Source organism: Streptomyces sp. DSM 40868 (assembly GCF_011820545.1).
Taxonomy (GTDB): Bacteria; Actinomycetota; Actinomycetes; order Streptomycetales; family Streptomycetaceae; genus Streptomyces; species Streptomyces eurythermus.
Map to the genome: position 1 here is coordinate 5,858,589 of NZ_CP050504.1, position 23,558 is coordinate 5,882,146.

Sequence of the window (23,558 nt, forward strand, 5' to 3'; positions counted from 1 at the left end):
TGGGGTGATCCCATGTCTGCGTCCGACGCCTGAACGATCCGCTGAATGATCCGCGTCAGGGCAGCACATTACGGGGACTCACCGCGCTGTCGCTATCCAGGTCGGACGGCGAGGTGGACGGCGTCGGGAACGCCCCGGGCAACGGGCACCTCTTCGGTACGCACCTGCTGGAACCCGGCATTCCGCAAGGTTCCTTCAAATTCCGGAGAGGGTTCGGCGGACCACACCGCGAGTACTCCGCCGGGCCTCAACACCCTTGCGCAGGCCGCCAGTCCGGTCGGTGAATAGAGGCTGTCGTTGTCCTCGGTGACGGTCCAGCCGGGCCCGTTGTCGATGTCGAGGCAGAGCGCGTCGAACGTGTCGGATGTCTCATTGACGTACGCGACGAGATCGGCTTGGACGATCGTGGTGCGGGGGTCGGCGAGGGCGCCGGCGGAGATCTCGGCGAGCGGGCCGTCCCGGTGCCAGTCGATGACGGCGGGCTCGCGTTCCACCACGGTGATCCGGCCCCACCTCGGATCGGCGGCGGCGTGTGCGAGCGAGAAACCCACGCCCAGCCCGCCGATCAGCACCGCCGGGGCCGCGCGCCCGTCCAGCGCGTCACGGGCGGCGTCGACCAGCAGCCGCTCCGAGCGGCCGTCGGAGGTGTCCATCAGGAAGCAGCCGTTGGCGATGATCTGCAGGAGCACACCGTGCCTGCGCAGCACCACCTCGCCGTACGGGCCTTCGCGTCGATCCAGGACCACGGGAGTGTCGTACACGGCAGTCATGCCCCCCATCCTGCTCGAACGGGGCCGGTCGGTCATGGGAATTGGACAGGACGCCCACGGACGAGTGGTCCGGGGGCGGGGGCGGGGCGCGGACCGCCGGGGTCTTCGTGACCGGGCCCGCCGCCTGGGTACGTCGCCGGGAGCAGCTGATCGCTCAGAGCGAACAAACCCTCGGGAACAATCAGCGGCGCCAGAACATTGAGTCGGCATAGCTCAAGTTGACTGCCTAAGGGGAGATCATGGCTGCTGAGTCACCGGCGTTCACGCTGACCCTGCCCGTGCTGCCGCTCGACGACGAGGTGGTACTGCCCGGCATGGTGGTTCCGCTGGACCTGAGCGACGCCGAGGTGCGGGCCGCGGTGGAGGCCGCGCAGGCCGCCGCCCGTTCCGAACCCGGCAAGCCCAAGGTGCTGCTGGTGCCGCGGGTCGACGGCACGTACGCCAAGACCGGCGTCCTCGGCACGGTGGAGCAGGTGGGCCGGCTGGCCGACGGTGACCCCGGGGCCCTGATCCGCGGCCGGAGCCGGGTCCGCATCGGCGCCGGCACCACCGGACCGGGTGCCGCGCTCTGGGTCGAGGGCGCCGGCGTCGAGGAGAGCGTGCCGGACCCGCTGCCGGGTCAGGTCGCCGAACTGGTCAAGGAGTACAAGGCGCTCGCCACCAGCTGGCTGCGCAAGCGCGGTGCCTGGCAGGTCGTGGACCGCGTCCAGGCCATCGACGACGTCTCCGCGCTGGCCGACAACTCCGGCTACTCGCCCTTCCTGTCCACCGAGCAGAAGGTCGAACTGCTGGAGACCGCCGACCCGGTGGCCCGCCTCCGCCTCGCCACCCAGCAGCTGCGCGACCACCTCGCCGAGCAGGAGGTGGCCGAGACCATCGCCAAGGACGTCCAGGAAGGTGTCGACAAGCAGCAGCGCGAGTTCCTGCTGCGCCGTCAGCTGGAGGCCGTCCGCAAGGAACTGCGGGAGCTGAACGGGGAGAAGGAGGGCGAGGAGTCCGACGACTACCGCGCCCGCGTGGAGGCCGCCGACCTGCCGGAGAAGGTCCGCGAGGCCGCCCTGAAGGAGGTCGACAAGCTGGAGCGCGCCTCCGACCAGTCGCCCGAGGGCTCCTGGATCCGCACGTGGCTGGACACCGTGCTGGAGATGCCGTGGAACGAGCGGACCGAGGACGCGTACGACATCCGGGGCGCCCGGGACGTGCTCGACGCCGAGCACGCGGGCCTGGACGACGTCAAGGAACGCATCACCGAGTACCTGGCCGTGCGCAAGCGGCGCGCCGACCGGGGCCTGGGCGTCGTCGGCGGGCGGCGCGGCGGCGCCGTACTTGCCCTGGTTGGTCCTCCTGGTGTCGGAAAGACCAGTTTGGGGGAGAGTGTCGCGCACGCCATGGGCCGCAAGTTCGTCCGGGTCGCCCTCGGCGGCGTCCGCGACGAGGCCGAGATCCGCGGCCACCGCCGTACCTACGTCGGCGCGCTGCCCGGCCGGATCGTGCGTGCCATCAAGGAGGCCGGGTCGATGAACCCGGTGGTCCTGCTGGACGAGATCGACAAGGTGGGTTCCGACTTCCGGGGCGACCCGGCCGCCGCCCTGCTCGAAGTCCTCGACCCGGCGCAGAACCACACCTTCCGCGACCACTACCTGGAGGTCGAGCTGGACCTCTCCGACGTGGTCTTCCTCGCCACCGCCAACGTCCTGGAGGCCATCCCGGAGGCCCTCGCCGACCGCATGGAGATCGTCCGCCTGGACGGCTACACCGAGGACGAGAAGGTCGTCATCGCCCGTGACCACCTGCTCCCGCGCCAGCTGGAGCGGGCCGGCCTGGACCGGGACGAGGTCACCCTGGAGGAGGGCGCCCTGCGCAAGCTGGCCGGCGAGTACACGCGCGAGGCGGGCGTGCGCACCCTGGAACGCTCGATCGCGCGGCTGCTCCGCAAGGTCGCCGCCCAGCACGAACTGGGCGAGCGGGAGCTGCCGTTCACCGTCACCGACGGCGATCTGCGCGACCTGATCGGCCGCCCGCACCACGTGCCCGAGTCCGCCCAGGACCCGGCCGAGCGCCGTACGGCGGTGCCCGGCGTGGCGACCGGTCTCGCGGTCACCGGCGCCGGCGGCGACGTGCTCTACGTGGAGGCGTCCCTGGCCGACCCGGAGACGGGCGCGGCGGGCCTGACCCTGACCGGCCAGCTGGGTGACGTGATGAAGGAGTCGGCGCAGATCGCGCTGAGCTTCCTGCGCAGCCACGGCGCCGAACTGGAGCTCCCGGTGGCCGACCTGAAGGACCGGGGCGTGCACATCCACTTCCCGGCGGGCGCGGTGCCCAAGGACGGCCCCAGCGCGGGCATCACGATGACCACGGCCCTCGCCTCGCTGCTGTCCGGCCGACTGGTCCGCACGGACGTGGCGATGACCGGGGAGGTCTCGCTGACCGGCCGGGTCCTGCCCATCGGCGGCGTGAAGCAGAAGCTGCTCGCCGCCCACCGCGCCGGGGTGACCACCGTGATCATCCCCAAGCGCAACGAGCCCGACCTGGACGACGTGCCGGCCGAGGTGCTGGACAAGCTCGACGTCCACACCGTCACCGATGTCCGCCAGGTCCTGGAGCTGGCGCTCGCGCCCGCCGCGAACGGCGCGGAGCCGGCGGTTCCCGTGGCGGCGTGACGGACGCCATGGGAAAGGCGAGGCCCGGGTCCCGTGAGGGAGGCCCGGGCCTCTGCCGCACCCAGGGCCGCCGCACCCCGGGCCCCGCGTCTGCTCCCCGGAGCGGGCTCAGAACGCGGCCAGGATCTGCTCCGCCGGGGTCTGCCCGTCCGGGGTCTGCTCCGCCCACACCGTCTTGCCGGTCCGCTCGTGCCGGGTCCCCCAGCGCTCGGCGAGCTGCGCGACCAGCAGAAGGCCCCGCCCGCCCTCGTCGAAGATCCGGGCCCGCCGCATGTGCGGGGTGCTGCCGCTGGCGTCGTACACCTCGCAGATCAGGCCGGCGCCCGGGCGCAGCAGCCGGAGCCGGACGGGCGGGCGGCCGTAGCGGATGGCGTTGGTGACCAGTTCGCTGACGATCAGCTCGGTGGTGAAGGCGGCCTCCTCCAGGCCCCAGGCGGACAGCTGCTCCTCCACGTACCGGCGGGCCAGGGAGACCACGGTCGGCTCGTGGTCCAGCTCCCAGCAGGCCACCCGGTCCTCGTGCAGAACCCGGGTACGGGCCAGCAGCAGGGAGAGCCGGTCGTCCGGGCGGTGGCCGGCCAGCTCGGTGACGACGCGGTCGCACACCGAGTCCAGCGACGGCGCCGGACGGTCCGGCGCGCCGTACATCCCGTCCAGGGCCCGGCCGATGACCCGGCCGTGGGGTTCGTCCGGTCCGTTCGCGTACAGCGCCAGCAGGCTGCCCTCGGGCAGTTCCGTCTCGACCGCCTCGAAGGGCGGCCCGCCCAGTCCCAGCGGCGGCCCGGCGGGCACGTCGAGGACGCGGACGGCGCCGTCGGGGGTGACCACGGCGGGCGGCGGGTGCCCGGCCCGGGCCGCCGTGCACCGGCGCGAGACGGGGTCGTAGACGGCGTACAGGCAGGTGGTGCCGATGCCGCTGGCGGTCTCGGTGGCCGGGTCCGCGCTGCCCTCGTCGGCGGCCAGCCGCAGCACCAGGTCGTCCAGGTGGGCGAGCAGCTCGTCGGCGGGCAGGTCGACGTCGGCCAGGGTGCGCACCGCCGTGCGCAGCCGGCCCACGGTGGCCGAGGCACGGATGCCGCGGCCCGCCGCGTCGCCCGCGACGAGCGCCACCCGCGCCCCCGACAGCGGGATCACGTCGAACCAGTCGCCGCCCGGACCGGTCCCGCTCGCGGCCGGCAGACAGCGGGTGGTGATCTCCAGGGCGGTCTGGTCGGGCAGCGGGTGCGGCAGCAGGCCGTGCCGCAGCGGCGCGGCGTCGGGGGCCGGGGCCCCGGCGCGGGCCTGTTCGATGCAGGCGGCGGCCTTGGCGGTGAACTCCTCGGCGAGCCGTACGTCCTCCGGCCCGAACCGCTCCCGCCGCCGGGTCCGGCCGAACAGGGCCACGCCGAGCGTGCCGCCCGCGCCGACCAGCGGCACCGCCAGCAGGGACCGGATGTCGGAGGCGCGCAGCCACCCGGCGCACGGGTCCAGCGCCGCCCACTCGGCGATGCCCGGTTCCGCCGTGTCGTACAGCAGCGTGCGGGCCGTCGCCAGGCAGCGGGCGGGCGGCGAGCCGGCCGGGCAGACCACCGCCTCGCCCACGCAGGTGCCACGGGTCCCCTCGCCGTCCGGGACCGCGCGCAGGGCGGCCCGGCGCAGCACGACCGGCCCCGGCTGCGGGCCGCCGGCCCCGCCGGAGCGCGGGCGGTCCAGCAGGTCGACCGCCATGACGTCGGCCAGCCGGGGGACCGTGACCTTGCCGAGTTCCCGGGCGGCGAGGACCTGGTCCGCCGCCGTCACGGCGCCCGGGCCGGTGCCGCCCGCCGGGGGCGGCCCGCCGGCGGCGTCCGGGGCGGGCCGCGACACGGACAGGCAGACGGCCCGTACCCGGCCGTCGGCGTCCTTCAGCGGGGTGAGGACGGCGGTCCGCCCGAAGTCCGGGCCGAGCCGGCCGTGCGCCTCCTGCGGCCGGCCGGACTCCAGCGCCGCCCGCATGGACCGCTCGGCCTCCTCGCTCGCGGCGCCGGGCACGATGTGGGTCAGGCGCAGCCCGCGCATGGCGGCCTCGGGCAGGGCGAGGGCGTGCTCCAGCCGGCGGTTGGCCCGCAGCAGACGCAGGTCCGGGTCGAAGACGGCCAGCGGAAAGGGCGACTGGAGAAAGGTCCACTCCTCCAGGGGATCGCCCCGGGGCGGCTGCGGCCGGGCCGTCACCGCGCTCACCACGAGCCAGTCGGTGCGCCCGGCGGGGGAGGTGCGGCGGTGGGCGAGGACGTCCAGCTCCAGGCGCCGGCCGTCCTGGTGGCGCAGCGGGACGGTGCCGTGCCAGCGGCCGCGGCCGGCCAGGGTCCGGCGGGCGCCGGCGGCGTCGGTGGCGAGCAGCGCGGCGGCGGGCCGGCCGACCACCGCCGGGGAGTCGTAGCCGAGCAGCCGCCGTGCGCCGTCGCTCCAGCCGGTCAGGATGCCCCGCTCATCGATGGTGGCCGTGGCCGTGTACGTCGCTGGTCGCTCCATCGCCGCTCATCTCGCCCTTGCTCGGCAGGCTCTCCTGACCAGCATGATCCCGGGCGGCTCGGAGCACCAACGCAGGCGCGGGCCGGGGTGGAACGCCGGGAGGGACGCGGGGCGCGGGCCGGGGAGAACGGCCCGCGCCCGGGACGCCCGCGTGCCGGTGCCGGGCCCGCTCACGGCACGGCACCGGCCGGCGGCCGACCGGCGTCTCAGCCGTTGGCCAGGGCCTGGACCCGGTCCAGGGCGCCGTTGAACTTGTCGTGGTCCCCGACGGTCGGGCCGGAGGAGGTGTACTGCCACATCGTGTAGAACGACCACCCGGCCGGCAGGGTGCCCGGGTCCGAGGCGTAGCGGGCGATCCACAGCGGGTTGTTCGCCGCGAAGCCGCCGTAGTTGCCGGTGCACTGGGTCCACCAGGTGGTGGCGGTGTAGATCACGGGGTACCGGCCGGTGCGCGCCTTGTAGGTGTTGATGAAGTCGGCGATCCAGCCGACCATCTGGCTCGCGGTCTTGCCGTAGCAGGCGGCGCCGTAGGGGTTCCACTCGATGTCGAGGGCGCCGGGCAGGGTCTTGCCGTCCCGCGACCAGCCGCCGCCGTGGTCGACGAAGTAGTTGGCCTGGGTGGCTCCGCTGGTGGTGTCCGGGGTGGCGAAGTGGTAGGCGCCGCGGATCATGCCCACGTTGTACGAGCCGTTGTACTGCTGGGCGAAGTACGGGTTGGTGTAGTACGTGCCTTCCGTCGCCTTCGTGTACGCCCAGCGCACGCCGCTGTTCCACAGCGTGGACCAGGCGACGTTGCCCTGGTGCCCCGAGACGTCCACGCCCTCGGTCTGGGTGACGTCGCCGGTGGTGGGGGTGCCGCTCCGCCCGTCGTGGGCGAGGACGCCGATGCCCATGTAGGCGGAGCCGCGGGCGGGCGTGTCCGCGGCCCGGGCGGAGGTGAGGGGGAGCGTGAGGGAGAGCGCCGCGAGCAGGGCCGTGACCAGGACGGCGCGAGGGCGCGGGCGGCGCGGGCGGGTACGACGGGTGGGACCGGGTCTGAGCACGGTCATGGCGTGCCTCCGGGATGGGGAGTGGGGGAGCGATGTGGGGATCGTGGGGGGTGACCGCCGGCCCGATGGGCGTGGGCATGCCATTAATGGCGTGGTAAAGAAGCTACGCACGTAGATGACGGCGTGGAAGGGGGTCCGGACGACGCCGTTGGTCTATGCCTGCGAAATACTGACGGAGCTGCGGCAATGACGACGTGTGACAGAAACTTTCAGGACTGCGAAACCGATCAGGGGTGCTGACGTGCACGAGGACAGAAACAGCGGTGGACCGGGCGCCGCCTGCCAGGTGACGCCCAGTGGTGCAGACCAGGAATTCCTGTCGCTGGAACGCGAGTTGACCGTGCTGCTGCGGCGCGCCCGGGCCAACCAGGCCGAGATGGCCCGGGAGGTCCACCCCGATCTGGAGTCCTCCGCCTACGGCCTGCTCATCCGGCTGGACGAACAGGGCGGCCAGCGGGCCACCGAACTCGCCGCCTACATCGGCGTCGGCAAGGCCACCATGTCCCGGCAGCTGCGCGCCCTCGAGGAACTGGGCCTGATCGCCCGCGAACCCGACCCGGCCGACGGCCGCGCCTGGCTGGTCACCCTCACCGAGGAGGGCAGCCGCCGCGTCGGCACCGTCCGCGAGGCCCGCCGCGCCCGCTACGTCCGCGAGCTGGCCCACTGGGACCGCCGCGAGGTCGCCGAGCTGGCCCGGCTGCTGCACGAGCTGAACGACGTCATGGCGAAGTAGCGGCTGACAGCAGCGGGTACCCCACGGCTCACAGCCGCGCGTACACCACCGTCGCGTCGTCGTGCGTCTTGCCCCGCCCCAGGAAGGCCCGCCGCTCCCGGTCCGCCGCCTCCAGCTCCCGCACCCGCTCGACCAGCGACCGGGCGCCCTCCTTGGCGACCACGTCGAACAGGGCCGTCCAGTCCCCCTCGCGGAACATCTCCGTCCACCGGGTCGCGCCGTCCGTCAGCGCGGCCAGCTCCCGCACCTCGCGCCGGGGCAGCACACCGGTGACCGCGCGGGCCGCCACGGCCGGGTCGGCGGCGGCCGTGAAGAACCCGCCCTCCTTGTTGCGCAGGCGGGCGTCGACCAGGGCGTCCGAGACCAGCGCGGAACGGGGGAGCCGGGCGAGCCGGTCGTCCAGCACCGGGGTCACCGTCCCGTCGGGCCCCCGCAGCAGCAGCGCCGCGTCCGACAGCACCAGGTACTCGACCTCGGCGGCGGACCAGCGGGCCAGGGCGACGGTTGCCTGGGGCGTCCGTGGGTGAGAAAGGTCACAGGTGTCCGCGTGCTCCTCGGCGGTGCGCCGGATCGCCCGCTCGAGAATCTCCGGCAGCGTCAGATCTCGGCCGGAAACGGTCAGTTCGGTCAGCGCGCCGCCCAGCCGCGCGGTGAACCAGGGCACGGAGTGCAGGCAGCCCGCCCCGTCCCTCGGCGGCGTCACCCCGTCCAGGACGATCACGCAACCTCCCTGTCCGCAGGCGGGTAGTCCGACACCGGCGAAGTCCTCGTTGGGGCGGGTCGCGTCGCCGGGTTCCGAGACGAGATCAGTACGCACCCGGTCAGTCTGCACGACCCCTTCACACGGAGCGCCCCGGACCGGCAAGCGCCCGGGAATTCCCGCGACCTCGCAGGTCAGGCGCCTGGTTTGGGGTGGAATGAGGCGCTCCGGGAAGACGTGGTGGCGAATATTGCCAAAGCCTGCCGCGCGCGTCCAACCGGCCCGCCGCGTCCGAGCCGGGCACACGCCGGAGGAACTTGCCCGCCAACTCCCCTCCGATGTTCACTCCTTCGGGTGGCGGGTCAGGTGATGCGCGACCACTGCCCACCGGCGCTGGGAGGGTCGGGAACCGTACGAACCGGGTGTACGCACCACTTGGCCCCGAAGTGACGGGGCACCACCCGGGCCCCTGGGTAGACGAGTTCGAGAATGCGAGCACCGGTGCAGAAGAAGCGGCCTCGGCGCACAGGCAGTCAGCCGGCCCCCGCGGGGACCGTCCCGCAGACCCCCGTGGGCACCGGCCGCCCCACCCATGTGCGCACCCGGCTGATCGTCGCCGTCGCGGTGGTGGCCGCCGCCGTGGCCGGGGCCGGCGTGCCCGCGCTGCTCACCGCCTCCCAGGACGTCGGCGACTCCCAGGAGCTGGTGACGCTCGCCGCCCGCACCCAGGACGCGCTCACCCTCGCCCACTCCCTGGCCGACGAACGCGACGAGGTCACCCCTTACGTCGCGGCCGGCCGACCCCGCTCCAAGGCCCCCTCCGAGGACCGCAGCGCCCGGGTGGACCGGCAGGCCGCGGAGTTGCGCGCGGACCCCGACACCCCGGCCCGCCTGCGCACCGCCCTCGACGGCATCGACAAGCTCCGCCGGGCCGCCCTCACCGGCAAGACCGACGCCCTGCGGACCCACCAGGCGTACTCGGCGGCCATCACCGAACTGCACCGGCTCGCCGAGCAACTGGCCGAGCAACTGCCCCCGCGGGCCGGCTCCGGCGCCCACGCCCTCGCCGAACTGGACTCCGCCGTCCAGCAGTCCGCCGCCGCCCGCGGCCTGCTGCTGGCCGCGCTGAACATCCCGGCCTCCACCCGCACGGTCATCGACCCCGTCACCGGCCTGCCCACCACCTCCGCCGCCGGCGGCGACGACACCGACCGCCGGCAGCGCGACGCGCTCACCACCGCCGCCCAGCAGGCCCGGCTGCGCGCCGACGCGGCCCTCGCCGACTTCCGGGCCACCGCCCCCGAGGCGGCCGTCGACTCCTACGACTCCACGGTCACCGGCCCCGAGGTCAACTCGGCCGAGAAGTTCCTCGCCACGCTCACCGACCAGCCGACCCTGGCCGACAGCGAGCTGACCACCAGCACCAAGAAGCTGGACGCGGCCCTGTCCGCCCGTGTGGACCTGATGCGCGGCGCCGAGTCCGCGCTCTACGACCACCGCACCAAGGACCTGGAGAAACTCCGGGACGACGATGTCACCGCCCTGGAGATCCGCGTCGCCGTCCTCGGTGTACTGCTGCTGGTCGCGGTCGGCGTCGCCACCGCCATGGCGCGCAGCCTGACCCGCCCGCTGTCGGTGCTGCGCCGCGGCTCGGCCCGCCTGGCCGAGGCCGAGGACCCGGCGGCCCAGGACCCGATCGCCTTCACCGGCCGCAACGACGAGTTCGCCCAGGTGGTCCGCTCGGTCAACGCCCTGCACGCGCACGCCGTCGCCCTGCACGAGCGGGTGGCCACCCTGGAGACCGACCGCAAGCACCTGGTGGGCCAGCGCCAGAAGATGGCCGACGCCCGCGAGGAACTGCGCGCCGAACTCGCCGACTCCGCCGCCCAGCTGGAGCGGCTGCGCACCAGCATCGGCTCCACCTTCGTCAACCTGGCGCTGCGCACCCTGGGCCTGGTCGAACGCCAGCTGGCGGTCATCGAGGGCCTGGAGGACCGCGAGCAGGACCCCGACCGCCTCGCGACCCTCTTCAAGCTGGACCACTTCGCCACGGTCATGCGCCGGCACAGCGAGAACCTGCTCGTCCTCGCCGGCACCGAGCACGTCCAGCAGCACCCCGGCCCGGTGCCGCTGGTCGACGTGGTCCGGGCGGCGGTCAGCGAGATCGAGCGCTACGAACGCGTCCGCATCGCCTCCCTGCCGCCGCACGCGCACGTGGCCGGTTTCGCCGCCGACGACCTCTCCCACCTGCTGGCCGAACTGATGGAGAACGCCACGTCGTTCTCCCCGCCGGAGCTGCCGGTGGAGGTCTCCGGCTGGCTCCTGGAGTCGGGTGAGGTCATGCTCTCCGTCCAGGACGAGGGCATCGGCGTGGCCAAGGAGCGCCTGCCCCGCCTCAACGCCCGCCTCGCCGACTTCGACCCGCAGTCCCTCTACGACCAGAACGACGCCGACGGCCTCGGCCTCGGCCTCTACGTCGTCGCGCGCCTCGCCCACCGGCACGGTGTCCGGGTCCAGCTGCGCGACCAGAAGCAGGGCGGCACCGCGGCGGTCGTGGTCCTGCCGGCACAGCTCCTCGCCGAGGCCCCGCCGGCCGCCCTCCCGCCGAAGACCGCGTCCGGCAGCACCACGGGTACGTACACCCTGCCGGGCGCCGACGCGGAGGCCAACTCCAACGTCCTGCGGGCCCGCACCAAGGACCCGCTGGTGGCCCTGGCCGAACAGGCCGTACGGGACACCCACGAGCAGGCCACCCCGCCCGCCGACCCCACGGAGACCCGCCCCAAGCCGACGGAAACCCCCGCCGAGACGACGATGGAACTCCTCCTGCCGACACCGCAGGAGGAGCCGGCGGAGGACCTGGCGGAGGACCCGGCGGCCGCCGACGGCGAGCCCGCCCCGCAGGGGCCACCCGCACGCGACGACGAAACCCGCACGGGTGATGCGGAGGGGAACCCGGAAGCCGACGGCGAAGCCGGGGCGAACGCACCGGCCGAGGCGCCGCAGGCAGACGCGCCGCAGGCGGACGAGACGGAGCCGCTCACCAGCAAGGGTCTCCCCAAGCGCACACCCAAGATCACCGCCCCCGCCGCCCCGCCCCGCCAACGCAACACCCGCATCGACGCCGAAGCCCTGCGTCGCAGGCTCGGCGGCTTCCGCAGCGGCGCCGAGGCCGGCTACCGCGACGTGGAGACGGAGATCGCCGAGAAGACGGCCGGCCACCGACGGCCGGCCGGCTACGCACACGCCGAAGAAGCCACGGGGGGCACAGCCGAGGAGGCAAGCAGTTGACCGCGCCCACTACCTACGGACTGAGCAGCGAAGCCCGTAACCTGCACTGGCTGCTGACCAACCTGGTCGAGGAAGTACCCGGCATCCAGTCCGTCGCCGTGGTCTCCTCGGACGGGCTGCTGCTGCTGTCGTCCGACCCGGCCCACACGGAGCAGTCCCGTGCGGCCCGCCCGGCGAAGGGCCCGCGCGGCTCCTCCGCCGACCTCGCCACCATCGTCTCCGGCATCGGCAGCCTCACCGTGGGCGCCGCCCGGCTGCTGGAGTACGGCGGGGTCAAGCACACCATGGTCGCGATGGACGAAGGCAGCCTGTTCGTGATGTCGATCAGCGACGGGTCGCTGCTCGGCGTGCACGGTTCCGCCGAGTGCGACATGAGCGTGGTGGCGTACCACATGGCGCTGTTCGTGGGCCGCGCCGGACACGTCCTGACGCCCGAACTCCGCAGCGAGCTGCGCAAATCCATGGAGGCCGAGTCGACGGGGAGCACCCGGTGAGCGGCCCCGCGAACAAGCCCGGCAAGCAGCGCCTCCCGGTACGCGGCGGCGACCGCAAACCCGCCCGTGTCCGCCCCTACTCGCTCACCGGCGGCCGTACCCGCTTCGGTCACGTCCTCCTCGTGGAGACGTTCGTGGCCGCGCTGGAGGCCCCCGAGGAGCGCAAGGAACTGACGAACGGCTCGCAGGCAGGCCGGGGCATGCCGGAGATGCTGGCCATCGTCGAGTTGTGCCGCCGTATGCGCACGGTGGCCGAGATCGCCGCGCTGCTGAAGATGCCGCTCGGTGTGGTCCGCGTCCTCCTGAGCGATCTCGCGGACCAGGGAAAGATCCGTGTGTACGGCACCGGAACCGGTCACGGCACCGGCCGGCCGGACCGCGCGCTGCTGGAAAGGGTGCTGAGTGGACTCCGCCGTCTCTGACGCCACCGCCGCCTTCGGGGGCGCTCCCCTTCTCGCCTCCCACGGCGAGCCGGACGAGGACCTGAAGTCCTGGCAGACCGACCGGACGCGGGCCCCCATCGCGACGAAGATCGTGGTGGCGGGCGGCTTCGGCGTCGGCAAGACCACCCTGGTCACCTCCGTCTCGGAGATCACGCCCCTGCAGACCGAGGCGCTGATGACCGAGGCCAGCGAGGACACCGACGACCTGTCCGCCACCCCGGGCAAGCTCACCACCACCGTGGCCATGGACTTCGGGCGCATCACGCTCGACGACGACCTGGTGCTCTACCTGTTCGGCACGCCGGGTCAGCAGCGGTTCTGGTTCATGTGGGACGACCTGGTGCGCGGCGCGATCGGCGCCGTCGTCATGGCCGACACCCGCCGCCTGAAGGACTGCTTCCCCGCGCTGGACTACTTCGAGAGCTGCGGACTGCCCTACGTCGTCGCCGTCAACCACTTCGACGGCAGCGAGCGGTTCGAGCCGGAGGACGTGCGGGAGGCGCTGACCATACCCGCGCACATCCCTGTCATGATCATGGACGCGCGGCGGCGGTTCTCGGTCATCGAGACCCTGCTGGCCCTCGTCGGCCACGCGCTGGACGAAACCCCCGAGTAGTCCTGATAGGAGTCCCCACCCGCATGCGGAAGATACTCGTCGTCGGAGCCGGCCAGTCCGGCCTCCAGCTCGCCCTCGGCCTGCAGTCGCACGGCTACGAGGTCACCCTGATGTCGAACCGGACCGCGGACGAGATCCGCTCCGGCCGGGTCATGTCGACGCAGTGCATGTTCCACACGGCACTCCAGCACGAGCGCGACCTGCAGTTGAACTTCTGGGAGTCCCAGGCCCCGAAGATCGAGGGACTCGGCGTCTCGGTCGCCGCGCCGGGCTCGCACGACCCGGGCCCCACCCAGCGGGCCGTGGACTGGGTGGGCAAGCTGGACGGGTACGCGCAGTCGGTCGACCAGCGGGTGAAGATGGCCGGCTGGATGGAGACCTTCGCGCAGCGCGGCGGCCAGCTGGTCATCCACGGCGCGGCCGTCGGCGACCTGGACTACTTCTCCCGCACCTACGACCTCGTGCTGGTCGCCGCCGGCAAGGGCGAGCTGGTGTCGATGTTCGCCCGCGACCCCGAGCGCTCCCCGTACGCCGAGCCGCAGCGGGCGCTGGCGGTGGCCTACGTGCACGGGCTCGGCCCGCGCCCGGAGCACCCGGAGTTCGACGCGGTCCGCTGCAACCTGGTCCCCGGGGTCGGCGAGCTGTTCGTCATGCCGACGCTGACCGTCTCCGGCCGCGCCGACATCCTGTTCTGGGAGGGCATACCCGGCGGTCCGCTCGATGTCTTCCGCGGCGTCAAGGACCCGGCGGAGCACCTCTCCCTGACCCTGGAACTCATGGAGAAGTTCACGCCCTGGGAGTACGCGCGGGCCACCAAGGTCGAACTGACCGACGCGGGCGGCACGCTGGCCGGGCGCTACGCCCCGACCGTGCGCAACCCCGTCGGCCGGCTGCCCTCGGGCGGCCTGGTCCTGGGCGTGGCGGACGTGGTCGTGGCCAACGACCCGATCACCGGGCAGGGTTCCAACTCGGCGTCGAAGTGCGCGGCGGCGTATCTGGCCTCGATCCTGGAGCGCGGCGACCAGCCCTTCGACGAGGAGTGGATGCGGGCCACCTTCGACCGTTACTGGGCCACCGCGCAGCACGTCACCAAGTGGACCAACGCCATGCTGGCGCCGCCGCCGGAGCACGTGCTGAACCTCATCGGCGCGGCGGGGTCGCTCCAGCCCGTGGCGGACCGTTTCGCCAACGGTTTCAACGACCCGGCCGACTTCGAGGACTTCTTCTTCGACCCCGACAAGGCGGCCGCCTACCTGGGATCGTTCACCGGGGCCTGATGGTTTTGCCCCCTTTTGACACCTGATGGCGGCGGGGGGACGCTGGTTCAGGTGTGCAGGGGGGACAAGCCATGGAGGAGTTTCCATGAACGGTCGACGTGTACGCCTCGCGGTTCTGGCGCCCCTGGCCGTGTCGTCGCTCGCGTTGGGGGCGGTGACCTTCTCCGCCCCCACAGCGACGGCGGCATCGCCCACCTGTAGCGTCAGAAACACCGACAACCCCAACAACCTGCTGGTCAGCGGCAAGGACTTCAAGCCGAACAAGTCCGTCGCCGTGGAATCCGCCAACGGGGCCGAGGGCAACGTGAAGGCGGACGCCACCGGTCGCTTCTCCCTGACGGTCACCGATGCGAGCGGCACCATCAGCGCCCAGCAGATCGGCGGCCCGGTGGTCGGGTGCGGCACGGCCGAGGAGGGGGAGCAGAAGAACGCCAAGGAGCAGTACCGGGAGGGCTTCGACCAGGGCTTCGCGTCCGTGAAGAAGAACTGCAATGCCCAGCAGCAAGGGCAGCAACAACAGCAGCAGGGCATCGCGCCCGTGGACGAGAACTTCCAGAGGGGGTTCAAGGACGGCGCGGACGCGGCGGCCAATCGGTTCTGCAAGCGCTAGCCGGGTCCGCCCGCGCCAGGACGCACGGCGCCCAGGATCGGGTGGGCGGCGATCGGTGAGACCGTGACCCGCCTACCCGGTCGGGGCGCCTGGACGACCTTCCCGTCCCCCACGTACATCGCCACGTGCGTCGCCTCGGGGAAGTACACCACCAGGTCCCCGGGGCGCAGCCGGCGCAGCGGCACCTTCCTGAGCCGGTCCCACTGCTCCTGGCTGGTGCGCGGGACCGGGACGCCCGCCTGGGCCCAGGCCCGCGAGGTCAGCCCCGAGCAGTCGTAGGCGTCCGGGCCCGCCGCGCCCCACGCGTACGGCTTGCCGACCTGGTCCAGGGCGTAGCGGACCGCGCGGTCGGCGGCCGGTGCGGCGGGGCCGGCGGCGGGTGGTGCGGACGGGCGGTCGGCGGGCAGGGCGCCCGCGGTGGTGAGTTCGCGCTGGGCCTTCGCGACACCCTGTTCCTCCAGCCGGGCCACGGCCGCGAGCTGGTCCGGGGTGAGGGTGGCCAGCATGCGCTCCACGCCGGCCAGTTTCGTCCGGACGTCGTCGCGCTGCCGCTTCTGCCGGGCGGCCAGGCCGAGCTGGGTGTCCAGGGCCTTGCGGGCCGCGCGCGCCAGGGCGTCCTGGCGGCGCTCCGCGACGGTCAGCCGGGCCACCGCACGGGCCCGCTCGCGCGCCAGCTCGCCGATGACGTGCCCCTCGTCCAGCGCGGCCTGCGGATCGGGGGCGAGCAGGAGGCGGACGTAGGGGCCGAGGCCGCCGCCGCTCTGGTACTGCTGCCGGGCCAGCCGGCCGGCGTCCAGCCGCTGGGCCCGCAGGGCGAGCCGGGCGCGGGCGAGTTCGCCGTCCAGCCGGGCCACCTCGGCGCGCTGCCGCTCCAGCTTCTCCGTGGTGGCGTTGTAGGTCTCGGTGGCCTGCTCGGTCTGCCGGTACAGCCGCTGAAGATCCGTCAACAGCTGGGAGACCGAAGGTTTTTCCGCCGGTGCGGACACGGACGGCCGCGGATCCGGCACGGCCGCGGCGGGTACGGGCGCGAGGACGGCCTGGGCCGCGACCGCGGCCGTACCGGCCAGACGCCGGAGCACTGCTGACACGTCATCACCTCCGGGGCGCGGAGGGCGGGCTCTCCGCCGTCCGTCGCACGGTGATAATCAGACGTGTCGGCACACAATATGCGGGAAGGCTGCGCGGTTCGGCCCACCGCTTTCACCCGTTCGTGTCACCCGGCTTGCCGGATCGCGGGGCGTCGGGCGGGGGAGCGGCCGGGGCGGCCGGCCTGGACCAGGGCCACCTGAGCCGTCCGCCGGTGGTGTCGTCCGGGTCGTACCGGTACTTCCAGCCCTGGACCAGCCCGAGCCGCCGGCTGTGTCCGCGCGGCTCGCGCCGGTAGACCAGCACCGTGGGCGGGCCGCCGTCCGGGTCCGGGACGGGAATGCGGTACGTCTTCGGGGGGTGCCCGGTGGGCCCGAGCAGGACGGGCAGCACCCTGCCGTCCATGGGGCCGCCCTCGAAGGGGGTGTCCTGGCTCTTCACGCGCTCGGGACCGGGGCGTCCGCGGCGAGCGTGGCGACGAGCGCCGCCGTCTGCGGGTCGCGGCCCGCGGTGACCTTGAGGACGGCCACGAACTGCTCCACCAGCCAGTCGCGCAGCTCCGCGGGCGGCGGCTGCTTGTCGTTGTCCAGCCAGATCAGGGAGGCCGCCTCCACGGCCGCGATCCACATCCGCACGGTCATGCGCAGCGGCGCGCCCGGCTCGCTGACCTCCATGTGCTGGTAGATGTGCTCGGCGGCGGACCGGCGCACCCCGTCCACGATGGAGGTGGTGCGCTTGGTCTCCACCACGCTGCCGCCCTGGAGCAGCGCGGCGAAACCGGTGTCGTGCTGGTCGACGAATTCCAGGTAGCGGTCCAGGACGCGGGAGAGGCGGGACAGCGCGGACGTCTCGTTGGGCTCGTCGAAGCACTGGTTCAGCTGCTCGGCGGCCGACCCGAGCGCGGCCTCGTAGAGCTGCTGCTTGCCGCCCGGGAAGTAGCGGTACACCAGGGGACGCGAGACTCCGGCCGCCTCCGCCACGTCATCGAGGGACACGTCCTCGGGCGCGTGGTGCGCGAAGAGCGAGAGCGCGGCGGCGAGGAGCTGGGTCCGTCGCTCCTCGACGCTCAGGCGGCGGTATGCGGGGGTGGCCGACTGGGTCATGCCGGTCAGCCTAACCGCCGACGTGGGGCCGCCATGCGGCGCTCGCGGGCGGCCGGGGCGCACGCGCGCCGCGTCCGCGCCCCCCGGGAGGGGTCGCGAGCCTACGCCAGGAGACCCGACGCCCTCCACAGCCGCCGCCCCACGCCCCGCAGGACACCGATGTCGTCCAGGAAATCGGTCAGGCGCTTCGCACCCGTCTGCATGACTTCCCGACGGTGCCCGCTGGCCTTCACCTGGGCCATCGCCTCCCGCTTGTCCAGCCCCACGTTCGTGTACACCTCCGGGTTGACGAAGGCCACCGAGAACACCCGGGCGAACTCGCCGGAGGTGACCCGGGTGAACTCCTGGGACCACTTCGGGGCGGTCACCATCTGGCGCCGCAACTCCTCACGGGCGTACCGGACGTGCCGGGCCTCCTCCACCACGTGGATCCGCGTGACGCCCCGGATCAGCGGCTGCACCCGCTCGTCCGGGAAGGTCAGCCGCTGCATCCAGTCCAGGACCTCCTCGCCGAGCAGCGTGGCGGTGAACGAACCGGGCGTCGTGGAGATGGTCTTGAACAGGCGGCCGAGGTTCTGGTGGGCCCGGCTCACCGGGTACCAGGGCGTGCCGCCGTGCGTGATCAGCCGCGCGAACATCTTGGAGTGCCGGCACTCGTCCTCGATCTCGGTGAGGGCGTAGCGCACGTGCGCGCTCGTCGCCGCCTTGTCGTAGACGTGCCGGACCAGCAGCTGCATCAGGATGAGCTCGAACCAGATGCCGAGCGAGGCCAGCGCCGCGGCCTCGTGCCGGGAGAGCAGGATGCGCTGCTCCTCGCTCATCCGCCGCCACATCGGGGTGTCGTAGAGCGAGACCAGCTCCGGCGGCCAGAACCACTTGCCCTCCTCGAAGGGCGCGTCCCAGTCCAGCTCCTTGTCCGGGTCGAAGGAGTGTTTGGCGGAAGAGGCGAGCAGCCGTTCGGCCACTTGTTCCCGGTCCTTGAGCAGGCCCAGCGCGTCGCGCAGCCCCTCCAGCGCGTCCGCTTCCGTCAGGGTCGTCATGGCTCCCTCACCTCGTTACCCGGGGGTAGTCGCTTCTGCTCTTATAAGACTCCTTGTCAGTAAGGCCGTCAATCCCTTGCGCAGGACTTGTTGACCCGGCGAGTACCCGTGAGCCTGGGTTCATGGGGACCTACGACCTGTACGCCAACGACCCGGCCGGCCCCCTCTGGCGGGTGCCCGCCACCGGCGCGGCCCGGTTCACCTGGGAGTACGACGACGGCCGCGACCGTCTGCTCGCCCTGTACCAGAAGGGCAAGGACAAGCAGTGGGACGGGCGCACCCGCATCGACTGGGACCTGGAGGTGGACCCGTACGACGCCCTGGGCACGCCCGAGGAGGCCATGTCCCTGTACGGCACCCGCCATTGGGACAAGCTCTCCGACCGGGACAAGGGCGAACTGCGCCGGCACTACGCCTCCTGGCAGTTCAGCCAGTTCCTGCACGGCGAGCAGGGCGCGATGATCTGCGCGGCGCGGATCGTGGAGTCGGCGCCCGACCTGGACGCCAAGTTCTACTCCGCGACCCAGACCATGGACGAGGCGCGGCACGCCGAGATATACGGCCGGTTCCTGCACGAGAAGATGGGCCTGCTCTACCCGGTCAACGACGATCTCCAGGCGCTGCTCGGCGACACCCTGCGCGACAGCCGCTGGGACATGCCCTACCTCGGCATGCAGGTGCTGATCGAGGGCCTGGCGCTGGCCGCGTTCGGCATGATCCGGGACACCACGAACAAGCCGCTGCCGAAACAGATCCTGACCTACGTCATGCAGGACGAGGCCCGGCACGTGGCCTTCGGCCGGATGGCGCTGCGCGACTACTACCGGCAGCTCACCGACGCCGAACTGCGCGAGCGCGAGGAGTTCGTCATCGAGGGCTGCTACCTGATGCGCGACCGGCTGCGCGGGGTGGAGGTGCTGGAGAACTTCGGCATCCCGAGGGCCGAGGCGGAGGAGATCAGCGAACAGTCCGAGTTCCTCCGGCTGTTCCGCAAGCTGCTCTTCAGCCGCATCGTCCCGTGCGTCAAGGACATCGGCCTGTGGGGCGAACGCCTCCAGCGGGCCTACGTCGACATGGGCGTCTTCGAACTCGGCGACTCCGACCTGGACCAGCTCATGGCCCAGGACGAGGAACTGGCCGACCGGTTGGACGCCGAACGCTTCGCCGCGGAGGAGCGGGAGCGGGTGGCGGAGGTGGAGGCGACGATCGAGTCGGGCGCGACGGAGGACTGACGGGCCGCGCCACCGGCGGGCACGGGGTCCCATCGGGGCGCGCCTGGGCGGTGGCGGGGGTGTCGGCGCGGTGCAGTAGCGTGCTGGCGTGTCCATGCCTCCGCCGCAGCAGTCGCCGTACCCGGGTCCCTACGGACAGCAGCCCCCGCAGGCCGCCCCCGGCCCGTACGGCTCGCCGTACCCCCAGCAGGCGCCCTACCCGCAGCAGCAGCCGTACCCGCCGCAGCCGTACCCGGGCGGGCAGCCCCACCCGCCGCAGCAGCCCTACCCCGGCTGGGGCGTGCCGCCCATGGCGCCGCCGCCCAGGAAGCGCCGGGTCGGGCTGGTGCTCGGCATCGTGGGCGGAGTCGTCACGGTCGTCGTCGCCGGTCTCGTGGTGCTCGGCATGCTGGCCGGCAGCGGCTTCCCGGCGGCGGAGCACAAGCTGGTCCTGCCGCACAGCCTGCTCGACGGCGAGTACACCCTCGCCGAGGACCTCTCCGGCACCGAGGGCAGGAAGGTCGAGGACGAGGCCGACGGCGCCTGGGACGTCAGGGACGTCCACGCCACCGTCGGCCGCTACAGCCCGCCCGGCGACGCCTCCCGCTCCATGCTGCTGGTCTCCGGCATGTACGGCCGGTTCAAGAACACCCCCGCGATCCGCCGGGGCCTGCTCAAGGGCGCCGCCGAGGCCGACGGCGTGACCGTGGAGCGGCCCGCGAGGGACGTCACCCCGCCCGGCGCCGCCACCCCCGTCAGCTGCCAGGTGCTCACCCAGGAGAGCGGCTCCACCACCCTGACCTACGGCGTCTGCGCCTGGGCGGACGGCAACACGGCGGCCGCCGTCGGCAAGGTCGACCTCTCCGTGCACGACCCCGACGACGTGGACCTGGAGCAGGCCGCGCGCACCGCCCTGCGGATCCGCTCCGAGCTGCTCCGGCCCGCCGGCTGACCGGCGCTCAGCGGCCGAGCACCGCCCGCATCACCTCCTTGGCGATCGGGGCCGCGGTGCCGCCACCGCTGATCTCGCCCCGGTCAGCCGCCGCGTCCTCCACCACCACCGCGACCGCCACCTGTGGCTCGGGCGCGTCCTCGGACCTCGCCCAGGAGACGAACCAGGCGTACGGCACCCCCGTGTTGCCGACCCCGTGCTGGGCCGTGCCGGTCTTGCCGCCGACCAGCACCCCGGGGATGGCCGCGTTGGTGCCGGTGCCCTCCTCGACCACCCCGGCCATCAGCTCCGCCAGCCGCGCCGCGGTGGCGGGCCGCATCACCTGCCGGCCGGGCCGGGCCCCGCTCCCGGACAGGGGCGCGCCGCCGTGCCGGGTGGTCCGCTCCACCAGGTACGGCGGACGCAGCACCCCGCCGTCCGCGACCGCCGCCGCGACCATCGCCATCTGCAGGGGCGTCGCCCGCGTGTTGTACTGCCCGATCGACGACAGCGCCAGCTGCGCCCGGTCCACGCGGGTGTCGAAGGTGCTGGGCGCCACGGAGAAGGGGATGCGCACCTCGGTGTCGTTGAACCCGAACGCCTGCGCCGTGGCCACCATGTCCCGCACCCCCACGTCCACGCCCAGCTTCGCGAACACCGTGTTGCACGACCACTCGAAGGCGTCCCGCACCGAGGCGTCCGCGCAGCCGTCGCCCTCGTTGGTCAGCCGGGTGGTGGTGCCGGGCAGCCGGTAGGGGTCCGGGGAGTCGGTCCGCTCGTCCAGGTCCGTCACCACGCCCGCGTCCAGCGCCGCCGCCGCGGTGACCACCTTGAACGTCGACCCCGGCGGATACGTCTGCCGCACCGCCCGGTTGAGCATCGGCTTCTCCGGATCGTGGTTGAGCCGGGCCCACGCGGACACCACCGCCTCGCTGTTGCCCGACAGCTCCGACGGGTCGTACGACGGGCTGGTCACCAGCGCCAGGATCCGCCCCGTGGCCGGTTCCACCGCGGCCACCGCGCCCTTGCGCCCGGCCAGCCCCCGGTACGCGGCCTCCTGCGCCCGCCGGTTCAGGGTCGTCACCACGTCACCGCCGCGACCGCGCGCCCGGCTCACATCGCTCCACAGCGGCAGCGGGCGCAGCAGCGGATCGGTGCCGGACAGCACCCCGTCCTCGGTGTGCTCCAGGAACGTGGTGCCGTACTTCTGGGAGGCGAAGCCGGTGACCGGGGCGTACAACGGGCCGTCCGGGTAGGTGCGTTCGTAGCGCAGCTGCTCGCCGGTGTCCACCGAGCCGGTGACCGGACGGCCGTCCACCAGGATGTTCCCGCGCGGCTGCTGGTAACGGGCGATCGTGGCCCGCCGGTTGGCCGGGTTGCCGTCGTACTCCCGGGACTGCACCACCTGCACCCGGGCCGCGTTGGCCAGCAGCGCCGCCAGCAGCAGGGCGCAGAAGGCGCGGGCGTACCGGATGTACCGGGCCATCGGCCGCCCGCCGTCGGGCAGCGGGCCGTACTCGGTCACGGCGCCTCCCGGCCGTCGTACTGGCTGCGCGCCGAGTCGCTCACCCGGACCAGCAGCGCCACGATCGCCCAGTTGGTGACCACCGAGGAGCCGCCCTGGGCGAGGAACGGCATCGCCATGCCGGTCAGCGGGATCAGCCCGGTCACCCCGCCCGCGATCACGAACACCTGGAGCGCCACGATCGACGCCAGCCCGACCGCGAGGAGCCGGCCGAACGGCTCGCGCAGCGCCAGCCCGGCCCGGTAGCCGCGCTCCACCAGCAGCGCGTACAGCAGCACGATCGCCGCCAGCCCGGCGAGGCCCAGCTCCTCCCCGGCCGTCGCCAGGATGAAGTCCGACTTGGTCGCGAAGCCGATCAGGATCGAGTGCCCGAGCCCCAGCCCGGTGCCCAGGATCCCGCCCGCCGCGAAGGCGAACAGCGACTGGGCGAGCTGGTTGGGGCCCTGACCCGCCTCGATGGTGGCGAACGGGTGCAGCCAGTCCTCGATCCGCCCGCCCACATGCGGCTCCAGCCGGCCCACGGCGACGGCGCCGAGCACGGCGAGCAGCAGCCCGACCGCGATCCACCCGGTGCGCCCGGTGGCCACGTACAGCAGCACCACGAACAGCCCGAAGAACAGCAGCGAGGTCCCGAGGTCCCGCTCCAGCACCAGGACGCCGACGCTCACCAGCCAGATCGTCAGGATCGGCCCCAGCACCCGCCCGGTCGGGAACTGCAGCCGCCACAGCCGGCGCCCGGTGTACGCCAGCGCGCTGCGGTTGGCGGCCAGATAGGCGGCGAAGAACACCGCGAGCAGCACCTTCGCGAACTCGCCGGGCTGGATGGAGAACCCGGCGATCCGGATCCAGATCCGGGCCCCGTTGACCGCCGGGAACAGGATCGGCAGCGCCAGCAGCACGAGCGCGGCCACCACGCACACGTACGCGTACCGCTGGAGCACCCGGTGGTCGCGCAGCACCAGCACGACCCCGATGAACAGCCCCACGCCCAGCGTGGACCACACCAGCTGGGTCGGGGCCGCCCGGTCGCCCGGTGTCTCCAGGTCCAGCCGGTAGATCAGGACCAGGCCCAGCCCGTTGAGCAGCACCCCGATGGGCAACGGCAGCGGATCGGCGTACGGCGCCCGGATCCGCACCGCGATGTGCGCGAACAGGGCGAGCACCGCGAGCCCGGCGCCGTACCCGACGGCACCCGGCGGCACGGTCCCGGACCGGGCCAGCCCCACCGCGCAGTAGCCGTACACGGACAGCAGGACGGCCAGCACGAGCAGGGACAGCTCGACGCCCCGGCGCCGGGGAAGGCGCACGGCGCGCACGGGAGCCCCGACCGCCGCCAGAGTGCTTCCGGCCTTCGTCATGCCCGGAACTTACCGAAATGGGACGTCTTGTGCCCGTTGTTGGGGGCCGGGCGCGCCCCGAAGGCGCGAAGCGCCTTCAAGAGGCGCGGGGCCGTATCGATATGCGGCTCCGCCGCGTGAGCGCGAGCAACCACACCCGACGGAAAGCCCGAAAGCCACCCGCCGCCCCGA

The 23,558-nt window shown here is 73.2% G+C and carries 20 protein-coding genes; 10 read left to right on the top strand and 10 right to left on the bottom strand.

All coding sequences use genetic code 11. The annotated features are described in order from the left end of the window. Positions 1-92: 92 nt before the first annotated feature. On the bottom strand, positions 93-770 hold the full coding sequence (locus HB370_RS26795) for a spermidine synthase (RefSeq protein WP_030789900.1): 678 nt from the start codon (positions 768-770) through the stop codon (positions 93-95). A gap of 239 nt (positions 771-1,009) precedes the next feature. On the opposite strand from HB370_RS26795, the gene lon reads away from it, so the two are divergent. Further along, the gene (lon, locus tag HB370_RS26800; RefSeq protein ID WP_030789903.1) at positions 1,010-3,430 is read left to right on the top strand and encodes an endopeptidase La; all 2,421 of its coding nucleotides are present in this window, start codon (positions 1,010-1,012) and stop codon (positions 3,428-3,430) included. Between the two features lie 108 nt (positions 3,431-3,538). Here lon and HB370_RS26805 read toward each other — a convergent pair whose 3' ends face one another. Then, a complete protein-coding gene (locus HB370_RS26805; protein WP_167513033.1) occupies positions 3,539-5,920 on the bottom strand; it encodes a SpoIIE family protein phosphatase in 2,382 nt (793 codons plus the stop codon). Positions 5,921-6,126: 206 nt separating this feature from the next. Then, positions 6,127-6,969: a lysozyme gene (locus HB370_RS26810; RefSeq protein ID WP_030789908.1), complete on the bottom strand. Its 843-nt coding sequence runs from the start codon at positions 6,967-6,969 to the stop codon at positions 6,127-6,129. 241 nt (positions 6,970-7,210) lie between these two features. Here HB370_RS26810 and HB370_RS26815 point away from each other — a divergent pair, with 241 nt between their 5' ends. Next, complete coding sequence (locus HB370_RS26815; RefSeq protein WP_030789911.1) at positions 7,211-7,702, top strand: MarR family transcriptional regulator; 492 nt, start codon at positions 7,211-7,213, stop codon at positions 7,700-7,702. Positions 7,703-7,730: 28 nt separating this feature from the next. Here HB370_RS26815 and HB370_RS26820 read toward each other — a convergent pair whose 3' ends face one another. Beyond that, positions 7,731-8,519 (bottom strand): protein phosphatase 2C domain-containing protein, encoded by a 789-nt coding sequence (locus tag HB370_RS26820; RefSeq protein WP_030789914.1) that lies wholly within the window; start codon positions 8,517-8,519, stop codon positions 7,731-7,733. A 384-nt stretch (positions 8,520-8,903) separates the two neighbouring features. Between HB370_RS26820 and HB370_RS26825 the strand changes: the two genes are divergently transcribed. From HB370_RS26825 to HB370_RS26850, 6 genes are all read left to right on the top strand, one after another. Beyond that, positions 8,904-11,693, top strand: coding sequence for a nitrate- and nitrite sensing domain-containing protein (locus HB370_RS26825; RefSeq protein ID WP_244406052.1), 2,790 nt, complete (start codon positions 8,904-8,906; stop codon positions 11,691-11,693). Then, positions 11,690-12,187, top strand: a complete 498-nt coding sequence (locus tag HB370_RS26830) for a roadblock/LC7 domain-containing protein (RefSeq protein WP_030789920.1) — start codon at positions 11,690-11,692, stop codon at positions 12,185-12,187. Before HB370_RS26825 ends, HB370_RS26830 begins: the two co-directional genes overlap by 4 nt. Continuing rightward, complete coding sequence (locus HB370_RS26835; RefSeq protein ID WP_030789923.1) at positions 12,184-12,609, top strand: DUF742 domain-containing protein; 426 nt, start codon at positions 12,184-12,186, stop codon at positions 12,607-12,609. The genes HB370_RS26830 and HB370_RS26835 overlap by 4 nt, the downstream gene beginning before the upstream one ends. Continuing rightward, complete coding sequence (locus HB370_RS26840; protein WP_030789926.1) at positions 12,590-13,246, top strand: ATP/GTP-binding protein; 657 nt, start codon at positions 12,590-12,592, stop codon at positions 13,244-13,246. Before HB370_RS26835 ends, HB370_RS26840 begins: the two co-directional genes overlap by 20 nt. Before the next feature lie 23 nt (positions 13,247-13,269). Further along, a complete protein-coding gene (locus tag HB370_RS26845; RefSeq protein ID WP_030789929.1) occupies positions 13,270-14,523 on the top strand; it encodes a styrene monooxygenase/indole monooxygenase family protein in 1,254 nt (417 codons plus the stop codon). 85 nt (positions 14,524-14,608) lie between these two features. Further along, positions 14,609-15,133 carry a hypothetical protein gene (locus tag HB370_RS26850; protein WP_030789932.1) on the top strand — a complete coding sequence of 175 codons (525 nt, stop codon included), beginning with the start codon at positions 14,609-14,611 and terminating at the stop codon, positions 15,131-15,133. Here HB370_RS26850 and HB370_RS26855 read toward each other — a convergent pair. The 4 genes from HB370_RS26855 to HB370_RS26870 all read right to left on the bottom strand — a co-directional run bounded on the left by HB370_RS26855 (position 15,130) and on the right by HB370_RS26870 (position 18,362). Then, entirely contained in the window at positions 15,130-16,221 is a 1,092-nt protein-coding gene (locus tag HB370_RS26855) for a C40 family peptidase (protein ID WP_037702790.1), read from the bottom strand. The two genes, HB370_RS26850 and HB370_RS26855, sit on opposite strands and share 4 nt — an antisense overlap. Before the next feature lie 112 nt (positions 16,222-16,333). After that, complete coding sequence (locus HB370_RS26860) at positions 16,334-16,660, bottom strand: hypothetical protein (RefSeq protein ID WP_030789938.1); 327 nt, start codon at positions 16,658-16,660, stop codon at positions 16,334-16,336. Continuing rightward, positions 16,657-17,322, bottom strand: a complete 666-nt coding sequence (locus tag HB370_RS26865; RefSeq protein ID WP_030789941.1) for a TetR/AcrR family transcriptional regulator — start codon at positions 17,320-17,322, stop codon at positions 16,657-16,659. The genes HB370_RS26860 and HB370_RS26865 overlap by 4 nt, the downstream gene beginning before the upstream one ends. Positions 17,323-17,423: 101 nt before the next feature. Then, positions 17,424-18,362, bottom strand: a complete 939-nt coding sequence (locus HB370_RS26870) for a diiron oxygenase (RefSeq protein WP_030789944.1) — start codon at positions 18,360-18,362, stop codon at positions 17,424-17,426. A gap of 122 nt (positions 18,363-18,484) precedes the next feature. Here HB370_RS26870 and HB370_RS26875 point away from each other — a divergent pair, with 122 nt between their 5' ends. Both HB370_RS26875 and HB370_RS26880 read left to right on the top strand, forming a co-directional pair. Further along, positions 18,485-19,594, top strand: a complete 1,110-nt coding sequence (locus HB370_RS26875; protein ID WP_030789948.1) for a ferritin-like domain-containing protein — start codon at positions 18,485-18,487, stop codon at positions 19,592-19,594. Positions 19,595-19,688: 94 nt separating this feature from the next. Then, positions 19,689-20,525 (top strand): hypothetical protein, encoded by an 837-nt coding sequence (locus HB370_RS26880; RefSeq protein ID WP_106980765.1) that lies wholly within the window; start codon positions 19,689-19,691, stop codon positions 20,523-20,525. Positions 20,526-20,532: 7 nt separating this feature from the next. Here the strand turns inward: HB370_RS26880 and HB370_RS26885 are convergent, their stop codons facing one another. Together HB370_RS26885 and HB370_RS26890 are read right to left on the bottom strand one after the other, a co-directional pair. Next, positions 20,533-21,990 (bottom strand): penicillin-binding protein, encoded by a 1,458-nt coding sequence (locus HB370_RS26885; protein ID WP_030789954.1) that lies wholly within the window; start codon positions 21,988-21,990, stop codon positions 20,533-20,535. 35 nt (positions 21,991-22,025) lie between these two features. Continuing rightward, entirely contained in the window at positions 22,026-23,387 is a 1,362-nt protein-coding gene (locus tag HB370_RS26890; protein WP_030789957.1) for an FtsW/RodA/SpoVE family cell cycle protein, read from the bottom strand. Positions 23,388-23,558: the final 171 nt, after the last annotated feature.

Bases quoted from the DNA above. Each gene is read 5' to 3' on its own strand.
- HB370_RS26795 (WP_030789900.1), bottom strand. From the start codon at position 770: ATGACTGCCGTGTACGACACTCCCGTGGTCCTGGATCGACGCGAAGGC.
- lon (WP_030789903.1), top strand. From the start codon at position 1,010: ATGGCTGCTGAGTCACCGGCGTTCACGCTGACCCTGCCCGTGCTGCCG.
- HB370_RS26805 (WP_167513033.1), bottom strand. From the start codon at position 5,920: ATGGAGCGACCAGCGACGTACACGGCCACGGCCACCATCGATGAGCGG.
- HB370_RS26810 (WP_030789908.1), bottom strand. From the start codon at position 6,969: ATGACCGTGCTCAGACCCGGTCCCACCCGTCGTACCCGCCCGCGCCGC.
- HB370_RS26845 (WP_030789929.1), top strand. From the start codon at position 13,270: ATGCGGAAGATACTCGTCGTCGGAGCCGGCCAGTCCGGCCTCCAGCTC.
- HB370_RS26850 (WP_030789932.1), top strand. From the start codon at position 14,609: ATGAACGGTCGACGTGTACGCCTCGCGGTTCTGGCGCCCCTGGCCGTG.
- HB370_RS26865 (WP_030789941.1), bottom strand. From the start codon at position 17,322: ATGACCCAGTCGGCCACCCCCGCATACCGCCGCCTGAGCGTCGAGGAG.
- HB370_RS26870 (WP_030789944.1), bottom strand. From the start codon at position 18,362: ATGACGACCCTGACGGAAGCGGACGCGCTGGAGGGGCTGCGCGACGCG.
- HB370_RS26875 (WP_030789948.1), top strand. From the start codon at position 18,485: ATGGGGACCTACGACCTGTACGCCAACGACCCGGCCGGCCCCCTCTGG.
- HB370_RS26880 (WP_106980765.1), top strand. From the start codon at position 19,689: ATGCCTCCGCCGCAGCAGTCGCCGTACCCGGGTCCCTACGGACAGCAG.
- HB370_RS26885 (WP_030789954.1), bottom strand. From the start codon at position 21,990: ATGGCCCGGTACATCCGGTACGCCCGCGCCTTCTGCGCCCTGCTGCTG.
- HB370_RS26890 (WP_030789957.1), bottom strand. From the start codon at position 23,387: ATGACGAAGGCCGGAAGCACTCTGGCGGCGGTCGGGGCTCCCGTGCGC.